Raw genomic sequence first — 11,754 nt, forward strand, 5'->3', positions numbered from 1 at the left:
TTCTTTTCTCACACGCTTAGCGTGTGGTTTTTATGTTCGACTTTGTCTCACATAAATAAAAAAAGAAAATCCATTTCTAGATTTTCTTTTTAAAATTCACTGTAGTTGAATTAAGCTACACCTATTTCTAGGTGATTTTATTTAATAATTTCGCCTTGTGCAGTTCCACTAATTCCAGCAGCATTTGCTTCATCAGTATCAATATGCATAGCTAATGCAAAATCATCACGAACACGAACAACTGTATCACCAAATACAACTGAACGACCATCAGTGTCAATTTTCACACCAACGATTTGTCCATTTTCAACACCATATTTTTCAGCATCACTAGGAAGCATATGAATGTGACGTTTTGCAACGATAACACCTTCAGTTAATTCTACTTCACCATTAGGTCCAACTAGTTTAATTGGAGCTGATCCTGCAATGTCTCCAGATTCTCTAAGTGGAGCTTTAACTCCAAGAGTTCTTGCATCTGTGTATGAAACTTCAATTTGTGTTGCCTTACGAGTAGGGCCTAAGATTGACATATTGATTGTTCCTTTAGGTCCAACTACTGCAACCTTTTCTTCACAAGCAAATTGTCCAGGTTGTGATAATTCTTTCTTAGATGTTAATGCATAACCTGCACCAAATAATGTTTCTAAATCTTGATTTGACACGTGTACATGACGTGCTGATACTTCTACTAATACTTTTTCCATTCTTTTCTCCCTCTCTCAATGTTACCTAATTATTATAGAATTATTTTCCATAAACTTCAAATAAACATCATTATTTCACAAGTATATCTGCAACAATTAGTCCATTAGCTGCTGCTTGTGATAAAGATCGAGTAAATCCTGCCCCATCACCAAGCGCATAGAAGCCTGGATTACCATCTATTTCAAAGTTAGTACATTTAGGTCTAGCTGAATAGTATTTGCATTCTACACCATATAAAAGGGTGTCATAGTTCGCAATACCAGGTGCTACTTTATCTAAAGCGTGTAATGTCTCAATGATATTGTCTAAATGTCTTTTTGGCATACATAGACTTAAATCACCAGGAACAGCATTTAAAGTTGGTCTAACTGTTGATTGTTTTAAACGTTTATCATCCGTACGTTTACCTAATTCTAAATCTCCTAATCTTTGTACAAGTACACTACCACCACTAATCTTATTTGCAAGGGAAGCTACATATCTTGCATATTCAATTGGTTCATTAAACGGTTCAGTAAATCTAATTGTACATAATAATGCAAAGTTTGAATTATCAGTTTTACGATCTAACTCTTTAAATGAGTGTCCATTAACAGTTAAAACACCATCTGTATTCTCTGTTACTACATGCCCTCTTTCATTGAAACAGAACATACGTGTAGTATCTCCATACGCCTTTGAACGATACAGTATTTTAGGTTCATATATTTTCTTAGAGAAATGTTCCCAAACAATCGCTGGGCACTCAACTCTAACACCAATATCTACTTGACTATTTTCTAATGAAACTTGATTTTTCTTGCACCAGTCAACAAACATTCTACTTCCAGCTCTTCCCACTGCAAATACAATATTATCACCAGTAACTACATATTCATCTTTTCCATTAGTAATTGTTACTTCTTTAGTTTCTTTATTTACATCAGTAACTGTACATCTTGTTTCAATTTGTATTTTCTTTCTTAGTTCTTCTACCATCTTCATCATTGTATTATAGTTGGCATCAGTTCCTAAGTGTTTTAATTCTGCTTGTTGCATATGTAAATCATATTGAATACATAATCTCTTTAATTCATCATTAGGTACATATCTTTCTTTTTGAGCACCATATTTAACTAAAATAGAATCTGCTTGTTCAATATATTTTAATACTTCTTCTTTAGGTAAAAATTCTGGTAACCATCCCCCATATTCTGTAGAGATAATGTATTTTCCATCTGAGAATGCACCAGCACCACCAATACCTTCCATAATGGCACAAGGATCACATTTAACACATTGTTTTACTTTTTTTGCGATAATAGGACATTCTCTTGTTTCTAAAGCATTTCCTCTTTCTAAAAGTAATACTGAAAGGTTAGGATTCTTTTCGATTAGTCGATATCCACACATTAAGCCTCCAATACCACCACCAATAATAACTACATCATACTTTTGTTTTAGCTCCATCTTTTCCTCCTTAAAACCTTTTCCCAACCCATTCTACCATATAAAAAGATATCACGGAAGTGATACCTAAAAACCAATTAGTACGCCACCACTCATAGCATAAAATGAAGTTAATCCTTTACAGTTTCTTATCTCTATTTTAGCTGTACTAGCTATTTCTAATATCTTGTTTTTGATAATTTCAGCCGCTTCTAGATTATCGCAATGATTAATATAGATTGGTAATGAATCCAATGATTTCTTACTAACCATTAATTCTACCAAAGCATTATATGCAGCTTTTTGTCCACGTGTTTTCTTTGTAATTTGAATTTCACCAAGTGGTGTATTCTCACAAACTGCACGTATATTTAATGTAGATGCAATCGCTCCTACAAAATTACTCATTCTTCCTGTCTTAATTAAATTAGAATAACTACCTAAAGTAAATACTATATGTAGATTCTTATTAAATTCTTCAATTTCATTTGATATTTCTTCAAATGATTTGCCTTCACGTATTAATTCAATTGTTTTGTGAACCAAGACAATCATATGTCCAGCAGTTGACTTCGTATCACATACGTGCACTTTTATATTAGAATCATCTTCTTCCAACGTATTTTTCGCAAGAACTGCACTATTGTTTGTACCTGATAGAGCACTAGTAAGCGTAAAACAAAATACTTCCTGTGATTTCTTGAATCCTTCAATGAAATCACCAGGAGATGGACATGCTGTTTTAGCAGCATCCTTGTATTCTTCCATATCTTTTAACATTTGCTTGGTATCTATTGAATCATCATCTACATATTCTTTACTACCTACAACTATGCTCAAAGGCACAATTGTAAAATCAATATCATTTTCTTTTATTTCATCTGATTTTAAATCACAACTACTATCTATTACAATTCCATATTTCGACATAAAAGTCCTCCTTACATCTAATATACAATATTATGTTATGAAATTATGCTTATTATGTCAAGATATATTCATTTCCCTTTTGTTTTATGATAAAATAACGTTGAAATGAGGAAGAAATATGAATAAATTCAATAATCAATTTAAAAAATTTCATATTCCAAGATATCACGAACTACCAAGTATTGATATCTATAGTGATCAATTAATAAACTATCTTAAAGAAGCATTGGAACCTATCCAAATCGATAAAAAGGATTCTTTGATTACTACCGCAATGATTAATAACTATGTAAAATGTGGACTAATACCACCAACTATTAAAAAACGTTATAATCGTAAACACATTGCCTATCTTATTGTTATTTGTGTATTTAAACAATTATACCCAATACCAAAGATCGTTAAGATGATAAAAGTCCAAAAGGAACTTTTCGAAACAGAACAAGCATATGACTATTTTTGCATTGAACTTGAAAATGCATTAAAGACGGTTGATATTAATTCCGTCAAGATGTCTAAAGATACTACTTTAACAGGTAAAGAAGAACGATTATTTGTGCGTGCATCTATTTATGCATTTGCACTAAAATTCATGGTAGAAAACTATTTAGATACAATGACTCAAGAGAACTAAAAAGCACTGCATTTGCAGTACTTTTTTTATTAATATGCCTTTAGAATTGCATCTAATTCTTTTTGTGTTACTGGAATTATTGAACCATGTCTTACATCTTCATTTGGAAGTTTGTATTCTGTTTCATCTAACCATTCAAAATTAGTGAATTCACCTAGTTCATTGAATCTAGCTACATGGAAAGTTCCTTTTGGATAATAATCAACATACAAATAATAATTATCTTCAAACTGTGTAACAAATGGTCCTTCAATGTATTTAAGATTAAATATAAACTTTTTATCAAAACTTAATCCAAACCCTTTAGAAATAGAATCACTTGATGCAAAGAAAATAGTTTGTGCCGCTTTTCTTTCATCTTTATAGAACATCCAATATTTTCCATCTAATGGTAAGATTGTACCATCAATAACATTATAACCAGGATTAAAATATGAATATGGATAGCTAAAGTTTTCAAAATCATTGGTTGCTACTGCATAGATATGACCAATTAAATCTTCATCACCTGGGTCACTAAAATAAATATAATATTGATCAGTTTCCATGTCATACATCATTTCTGGAGCCCATGCACGTTTACCACTCATTTGAATTGCTTGATCATAATAAGCAACACGTACTAAATCTTGTTGTTCAAAATTAACTAAATCTTTACTGTTCATTATGTAAATATATGGATTATCAAATCCTTCAGTTGCTAAAACAATAAAGTTACCTTCTTTATCTCTGGTAATAAATGGATCACGAATTCGCCCATTTCCTAATTCACTAGTAATAATACTGTCTCCATTATTTAGATCTATCCAATTCAATGCATCGGTACTATATGCAAGTTTACCTGTTTCCTCACCTAATTCACCGTTAAAGTAAGATAAAATATAACCACTTACTTTATCAAGTAAAACTAAATCATATGTCTTTGTAATTACTTTATCATCAATGAATAGTTTTGCTTGTATTGTTATAGGTTCTTTTTCATTCTCTGTATTTTTAATAATTTCATCATTTACAATTTCTGCATCCCCACTAATTATTGTCCATTCAACTAGCGCCCCATTTGAAAATGTTATTGGTAACGCATATCCATCATGAATAACCTTTTGAATGTAAGAATTGCATTCTGTTAAATCTCTTTCTAACATTAATTCTGTTGTTAAAGCTTTAACTGTAAATTTAAAATCTTTAGTTGCTTTAATATCATCATTATCAATAGTTGCTGTCATTGTAACAATTGTATCTTCTGTAACTGATTTTAAATTCCCATAGGTATCCATTACTTCTGGATTATCACTTTTATAAGTTACTGGAATATCTTCAACTTTGGTATCCATTAACCAAGGTGCACTTTGAACATCATCCATACTAGGAAAGGTAATGCTATCTAAAAGTACATCCCCATATCGTTTTTTATAATTGTCTTTTATTTTTTCTTCACTTTGAATATCACTACTTATAACTAAATCAGAAACATATCCTTCTTCATTATTACCACCATAAACAATATTTTGTCCAAAAGTAAGTGTTTTATCAGTATAGCCCAGTCCTAATCGTCCCTCTGCTACCTTTTCTCCATTTAAGAAGATTGTCGCATTTCCATTATTAAACTGAGTTACTACATAGTTATATTTTCCTGTTTGTAACGTATCAATGCCCTCTGCTACTATCCAAAAATCTTTACTTGGTGTTTTTGATTCTAAAGATATTCCGCTATAACTTGTACCATCCTCACCATCACTAGATCCTGATGTTGTAAGATGAACATAATAATTAGAATCACCAATAGTAAACAAAGTAGTACCTGTTTTATTAGTTATTGGTTTTATCCAAAAACTAACACTAAAATTTGAATTACTTAAGATATCTCCATTATAAGTAATTGAATCATCAATAGTTTGCGCTTGCCACAAATCAAAATCTTCATTATCTTGTGATACTTTTACCTCACCACTATAATCCATTTTTGAACAACCTGTGACTATTAAACATGTAAGTAAAGCTATTAATAATTTTTTCATTGGAATATCTCCTATTCAGCAGTTCTACTTCTTCTAAAAATACCTAATAATCTAACAAATAAATTTCTAAACGATTTATATGAAACAGCATAAATCACTGTCATAACACCACCTACAGATACTCCTAAAGTTAAACATGCAATAACAAAGTTAACTACTCCACTTTCAATGAATGCTAAATTTTGATTCCATAGAATATACGCAATTGCTCCTATACCTAGAGCTAACAATAATCTTGATCCAACCATTGCATAATAACGAATAGGTTTTAATTTGAAGACCTGGTTATATACTAAAACAGGGTTATATAAGAAATCCACAATCCAATTTGTAAGCATTGTAGCAGCTAATACTCCAGCAATACCCCAAAATTGAATAAATATTACTGATAATAAAACCTTAGATACAGCCATTAAATATGCATTATTCTTAGCATTTTTAAATAAACCGTTGGCATCTCTTGAAATAATAATTGGTTCTCTCATTGTTAAGTAAAAAATATTAATTGCAAATAAGAATGCAACTACAATTGTTACTGAATAAAGTTCAGGATCTTTCATCCAATAAACTAAGAACTCATTCATAACAACAAAGATACAAATCGAAATTACACTTGCTACATATGTAGCAAAATTAAAGAACTCTGTAAATACATTATATGCATCTGCGCGATTATCATTAAATAAATTACCAAAACTATTAATAGGTGATGTAATCGCACTATTTATAATTTTAGAAACAGAATCGGTTAAATAACTATAAACACCAAAGATACTAGTCATTTGATAACCCATAAACATTGTAATTACAATGTTATCTGTATTCGATGTACATAATATTGATAAACGTTGAATTATCGTATATTTAGCGCTTTGTTGGAATGATTTATCATCTTTATCCTTTGGTTCATCTTTTAACCATGGATAAGCCTTTAGAGCTATCTTACGGGCTACAAAGTTAGATATTAAGATATTTGCACCTTCAATGATAATTATCCAAAAGAAGCTCATTTTAAGCAAAATAACACCAATCATTAAAACCATACGTAATATTGCAAACGATTGAATCCAAATATTAATTTTGTATTCTTGTTGATCTGCGATAATTACAAAGTTTGGTCCCATCATGAAGTAAGATATACCATATGGAATACATAAAATTGCAAATGTTCCTACTGTTTGAATGTAATCTAATGGAGATTGTGCAAAGAATGGGAATACTAGTGCTATTAAGCAACCAATAACTAGAACTGCAGTACCCGTAAAGTTGAAGACTTTCTTTGCCCCATGATATATTTTTAATACTGTTTCATGGTCATCATCTGCTAATGGCTTAAACAATAATTGTCTAAATGCCAAAGAGAAAGCCAACTCACAAATATTTAAGAACATGATAATTTGTGCAATTGTTAATTGAAGTCCATTGATATCACTACCATATAAACTAACAAATAAGCTTATTTTTACAAATCCTACTAAAGGTAAAAGGACACTTGTTATTAAACTTACGATGAAATTGTAAAATGAATGTTTAGTACGCATAATTTCTCCTTCTACTTAATTAAGATTGTAAATAATGGTTTTGTTGATTTACTAAAATATTTTAGAAAACAACGATTTTTAAAATTTAAGTTACTAATATATTTATTCTGTTTCCAATTTGGAAAATATTCCATCATACATTCCAAAGACATTCCATATAATTCATCAAACAATGGTGAGCGAATAAATCTAAACATTCCATACAAACATAAGTGTTCAATATGCAAATATTCTATTTCATCATGATACTCATCATATAAATTTAAATCTTTCATAGTTTCTCTAACGCTTTTCATAATACCAAATATTTCTTTAAGTCTTTCACTTTTGGTAACTGACATAATAGAACCTTCTCTTTGACGATAATGAATAAGTGTTTCATCAAGATATCCTATTTTATCAGTTGTTGCAAATATTGGTGTCGTTACTGGTATATCTTCATACCACGTATTTAGTGGATAACGATATCCATCTTCTTTAAAGTATTTTGCTTTGTATATTTTATTCCAAGCAAACATCGGCGATAAAATTGCTTTCTTTGAAATCGTATCTGTTTCCCAACTAGTCAAACCCTTCATAATCCATGAAGGATTTCCATTTTCATAGAAGTATTCAATGTTAGTAACAACAACATCATATCCCTCATCCATTTTTGAAATAAGTTTTTCATATAATGTTGGTTCAACAAAGTCATCACTATCAAGAAATGCAATGTATTCACCTTTTGCATATGAAATGGCATAGTTTCGAGCATCGCTTAATCCACCATTTGTTTTATGTAATTGTGTAATAAATGGGTACTTTACGATCATATCATCCACTATTTTAGGACCATTGTCACTACTTCCATCATCTACTACTATTACCTCAAAATTGGGACATGTTTGCACTACTAAACTATCCAAACATTGTTGGATGTATTGTTCAACGTTGTACATAGGAACAATGATAGATAGTTTCACGCTTATTTCTCCTTAAAATTTTGAATCATTTTATCTTCAATTACTGTAAATGTTTTTTTACTGCTTGATTGATTAAGTAATCTCATATCTCTATACTTTTCTAAGAAACCACCTTTAGCGTACTTCTTATATAACGGTTTTATTGCATCACGATGAGGAATCAATTTTTCAACTAATTCGTACAAGTGATCTAATTTTTCTTTATACTCTATTTTAGTTCCCGACATTCTTGGTGTTTGATATAAAATAAATTTATAGCTTTCAAACATTCTATAATAAAACATATTACATGGATTTAGCGTTTCTGCTTGATCTACAATTGTTTTAAATACTTCAATATGAGCATCTAATGCCTTAGGACGTATATCTGTCATTGTATTACCCGCACGATCAACTAAATAATAAGCACATGCTTTATCAGTATAAATTACTTTATCAGCTGTTAATAAACTAATATAAAATAATAAATTATCTGTATATCCTACTTTATGTAAAAATCTAATATTTTTAGCTACCTCTTTTTTATAAAGTTTACTATGAGGTGATGGATCAATATAGAATAAATCATCATACTCATTAGTGCCTTTATTATAGACAGTATTAGATTTCAATCTGGTAAATGTCGTATTGTACGCTGCATCATAATCTGAATCAGTCCCATCAGAATAAATAAAATATTTTGCTCCTATTGTAATATCAGCATTTGATAGTTCAGCCAAATTAAATAAGTGTTCTAATGCATCATCTGCAAGATAATCATCAGGATCACATACGATAAAATAGGGTGTTTCAAGTTTAGAAATTGCCATTTCTAAAACGGACCCATATCCACCATTTTCTTTTTCAATTCCAACAAATTTATCTGGGTACTTTGTAACATACTCATCAATAATTACTTGTTCATTTGCTGGTGATCCATCATTTACTGCATAAACAATAAAATCCTTAAATGTTTGTTTAAGCAACGAATCAAAACATGTTCTTACATATTGTTCAACATTATAAATGGGTACAATTACTGTAATTTTATTCATAAGATACCTCCTAGTGCCAACGCTTTCTAACTGTTAGATATGTTTTTAGTAATGTTGGATTTGCATATATCCAATCATTTTTTTGTCTACATATTTCATACTTACATTTTGGAAATTGAGGAAATGTTAATCTAATAAATTCAAAACAATCATCTATGAATTTATTTACTGTTTCTTTGTCATTAATATCTCTTGTCTTTTTAAGACATTCCATAATATTAATACCAGCAAGATACATTAGTTCATTATAGTATAAATCAAAGACATTCTCTTTTTTATAATATTCTATATTTTCTTTTACCATATCCAGTATATGATATGTTTTATTATTAAACTGTTGTGTAATATTACCCGGTCTATCTGCTAAATAATCATATAGCGGCTCATTAATGAAACATATCTTTTTAGCTTTAAGCATTAACTTGTACGTAGTTCCTAAATCCTCATAATAGTACCCTACTGGATATTCAATTTGATTTTCTTTAAATAAAGATACTTTATACATCTTATTCCAAGCTGCATTCAACACCTTGGTAAGAACATCTGGATTATCTTTAACATTTACACAAGTCTCAATTTCATAGCCACTCTTTATGATTTCTTTTGTATTAGTTTTCATAAAATATTGATATACATCAAAGATTACCATATCAGCATCTGTTTCATTTAACTTAGTAATACATTTATCCAATAATGTAGGTTCAATAAAATCATCTGAATCTAAGAAATAAACATAGGGTGTTTTAACTAATTTCATTCCGGCATTTCTTGCATCACTTAAACCACCATTTGGTTTATCTAATACTTGAATTCTTGAATCTTTCTTTTCATATTCTTTGCAAATAGCTAAACTATTATCTTTACTTCCATCGTTTACCAATATTAAATCGAAGTCAGTAAAAGTTTGTGCTAAACAAGATTCAATACACTTAGGCAGATATTCTTCAACGTTGTATACCGGTACGATTACACTAACTTTACTCATACTATTTACCTCTCTTTAATACCTTATTTAAAAGATTCATATGGAAATCATCTTTAAGAACTGTTAATAAAGCAAAATAAACAACACAACCTGAACCAATCGCAACAAAGTTACTTAAGATATTTGGTGTTAAAGTATTACAAACAAAGTAAACAACTAATCCCATTGCAATACTCGAAATAATATATTTATAAATATTTTTAAATCGTATTTTTAAATCAATTCTATCTTTTATTGTTAACCATTGGATAAATGTAACAACAAATTCTGCAATTACTGATCCTGCGATTGCACCAAATGCACCAAACTTAGGCATCAATAGAAAGTTAATTACGGCATTTGTTATTGCTCCAGCAACTACTGAACGAGTATATTCTTTTGTCATACCTATTGGTAATAAATATTGAGTCCCATATACATTACTTAAACTAATAAATAATATAATTGGTGTAGTACATATAATAAGTGGAGTTACTAATGCATAGCTTGGTGGTAAAAACCAAACGATAAATGATGGAATTAATGTAATAATACCAACAATCATTGGTATAGCTAAATAAAGTGCCATACGAAGTGTTGTTTGTAAGAAACGAGTAATTTCCTCTTTTGCTTCTTCACCTCTTGTGTTCATATTGGCAATACGAGGTAACATTACAGCACCTATAGAAGTAATAAAGAATAGAAACATTTTAATAAATCTTTGCGCTTGTTGATATAAAGAAACATGTCCTATATCGTGATATAAATAGCCAAGCATGCTTACATCAAGCATTGTGTATATACTTGTAGCGATTTGTGGAACAAATAATAATATATTAGGTTTAAGATGTTGCATTACACCTTTTTTAGTAACTTTTTGGAACTTTATATAATGTCGCAACTGAACCCACATAATTGCTTGTCCAAGTACCCCACTACCTGCATTAATTATGATAAATAAGCCTAAATCAGCAGGTGATTTAACGAACGAAAATATTAATACAATTCCTAAAACTTTGATAATCATATTTCGTATAGAAGCCTTTTTAAAGTCTTCTACACCATAGAAAAACCAAGTTACATCAAGGGATACTGAAAATAGTGATATGACTTGTAAAAAAGCAAAAAAGCGGACATCTACATCCAATGTTTGAATAAACCCTAAGTAACATATCGCTGATATAGTCATACAAATAAATTGCATAACAAATATCTCAAAGAATGTTTTTGACATTAATTCTTTGTCATCACGAACCTCTGCAATTTTCTTGTTACCATAGATATTTACGCCTAAAATACCAAACAAAACAAACCATTGTACTAATCCCGATGTCCAATCACTAATTCCTTGTGCATCAAGCCCTAAAGTACGAGTGATATAAGGAACAGTTATAAACGGCGTAATTACAACAAATAGTTGATATAGTATGTTATAGAAGTAATTTTTTAATATTTTCTTGTCCATAAAGTCTCCAAAATTAATCTAGTATAGTATACCATATTTCACCTTATGTTTATATATTGCAAAAGAAAAA

General features: G+C 29.9%; 10 protein-coding genes. 1 reads left to right on the top strand and 9 read right to left on the bottom strand.

Features of this window, described 5'->3' with window-relative positions; translation table 11 throughout:
- Nucleotides 1-137: 137 nt before the first annotated feature.
- The 3 genes from RR430_RS07850 to RR430_RS07860 all read right to left on the bottom strand — a co-directional run bounded on the left by RR430_RS07850 (nt 138) and on the right by RR430_RS07860 (nt 3,066).
- Nucleotides 138-707 (bottom strand): phosphate propanoyltransferase, encoded by a 570-nt coding sequence (locus RR430_RS07850; RefSeq protein WP_332488090.1) that lies wholly within the window; start codon nt 705-707, stop codon nt 138-140.
- Between the two features lie 70 nt (nt 708-777).
- Nucleotides 778-2,157, bottom strand: a complete 1,380-nt coding sequence (locus tag RR430_RS07855) for an NAD(P)/FAD-dependent oxidoreductase (protein ID WP_332488088.1) — start codon at nt 2,155-2,157, stop codon at nt 778-780.
- A 66-nt stretch (nt 2,158-2,223) separates the two neighbouring features.
- Nucleotides 2,224-3,066, bottom strand: a complete 843-nt coding sequence (locus RR430_RS07860; protein ID WP_332488087.1) for a DegV family protein — start codon at nt 3,064-3,066, stop codon at nt 2,224-2,226.
- 118 nt (nt 3,067-3,184) lie between these two features.
- Between RR430_RS07860 and RR430_RS07865 the strand changes: the two genes are divergently transcribed.
- Nucleotides 3,185-3,700, top strand: coding sequence for a DUF1836 domain-containing protein (locus RR430_RS07865; RefSeq protein ID WP_332488085.1), 516 nt, complete (start codon nt 3,185-3,187; stop codon nt 3,698-3,700).
- A gap of 29 nt (nt 3,701-3,729) precedes the next feature.
- Here the strand turns inward: RR430_RS07865 and RR430_RS07870 are convergent, their stop codons facing one another.
- The 6 genes from RR430_RS07870 to RR430_RS07895 are packed head-to-tail and all read right to left on the bottom strand — an operon-like array spanning nt 3,730 to nt 11,684.
- On the bottom strand, nt 3,730-5,718 hold the full coding sequence (locus tag RR430_RS07870) for a family 43 glycosylhydrolase (RefSeq protein WP_332488084.1): 1,989 nt from the start codon (nt 5,716-5,718) through the stop codon (nt 3,730-3,732).
- 11 nt (nt 5,719-5,729) lie between these two features.
- Complete coding sequence (locus RR430_RS07875) at nt 5,730-7,259, bottom strand: lipopolysaccharide biosynthesis protein (protein WP_332488083.1); 1,530 nt, start codon at nt 7,257-7,259, stop codon at nt 5,730-5,732.
- An 11-nt stretch (nt 7,260-7,270) separates the two neighbouring features.
- On the bottom strand, nt 7,271-8,221 hold the full coding sequence (locus RR430_RS07880) for a glycosyltransferase (protein ID WP_332508888.1): 951 nt from the start codon (nt 8,219-8,221) through the stop codon (nt 7,271-7,273).
- A 2-nt stretch (nt 8,222-8,223) separates the two neighbouring features.
- Nucleotides 8,224-9,255 (bottom strand): glycosyltransferase family 2 protein, encoded by a 1,032-nt coding sequence (locus RR430_RS07885; RefSeq protein ID WP_332488079.1) that lies wholly within the window; start codon nt 9,253-9,255, stop codon nt 8,224-8,226.
- A 10-nt stretch (nt 9,256-9,265) separates the two neighbouring features.
- Nucleotides 9,266-10,240, bottom strand: coding sequence for a glycosyltransferase family 2 protein (locus RR430_RS07890; RefSeq protein ID WP_332488077.1), 975 nt, complete (start codon nt 10,238-10,240; stop codon nt 9,266-9,268).
- Nucleotide 10,241: 1 nt separating this feature from the next.
- On the bottom strand, nt 10,242-11,684 hold the full coding sequence (locus tag RR430_RS07895; RefSeq protein WP_332488075.1) for an oligosaccharide flippase family protein: 1,443 nt from the start codon (nt 11,682-11,684) through the stop codon (nt 10,242-10,244).
- Nucleotides 11,685-11,754: the final 70 nt, after the last annotated feature.

Origin of the sequence: Anaerorhabdus sp. (genome assembly GCF_036641015.1) — a bacterium.
Taxonomy (GTDB): domain Bacteria; phylum Bacillota_I; class Bacilli_A; order Erysipelotrichales; family Erysipelotrichaceae; genus Anaerorhabdus.

Excerpts from the sequence above, each read along its gene's own strand:
- RR430_RS07855 (WP_332488088.1), bottom strand. The coding sequence starts at position 2,157 with ATGGAGCTAAAACAAAAGTATGATGTAGTTATTATTGGTGGTGGTATT.
- RR430_RS07875 (WP_332488083.1), bottom strand. The coding sequence starts at position 7,259 with ATGCGTACTAAACATTCATTTTACAATTTCATCGTAAGTTTAATAACA.
- RR430_RS07890 (WP_332488077.1), bottom strand. The coding sequence starts at position 10,240 with ATGAGTAAAGTTAGTGTAATCGTACCGGTATACAACGTTGAAGAATAT.
- RR430_RS07885 (WP_332488079.1), bottom strand. The coding sequence starts at position 9,255 with ATGAATAAAATTACAGTAATTGTACCCATTTATAATGTTGAACAATAT.
- RR430_RS07895 (WP_332488075.1), bottom strand. The coding sequence starts at position 11,684 with ATGGACAAGAAAATATTAAAAAATTACTTCTATAACATACTATATCAA.
- RR430_RS07850 (WP_332488090.1), bottom strand. The coding sequence starts at position 707 with ATGGAAAAAGTATTAGTAGAAGTATCAGCACGTCATGTACACGTGTCA.
- RR430_RS07865 (WP_332488085.1), top strand. The coding sequence starts at position 3,185 with ATGAATAAATTCAATAATCAATTTAAAAAATTTCATATTCCAAGATAT.
- RR430_RS07860 (WP_332488087.1), bottom strand. The coding sequence starts at position 3,066 with ATGTCGAAATATGGAATTGTAATAGATAGTAGTTGTGATTTAAAATCA.
- RR430_RS07870 (WP_332488084.1), bottom strand. The coding sequence starts at position 5,718 with ATGAAAAAATTATTAATAGCTTTACTTACATGTTTAATAGTCACAGGT.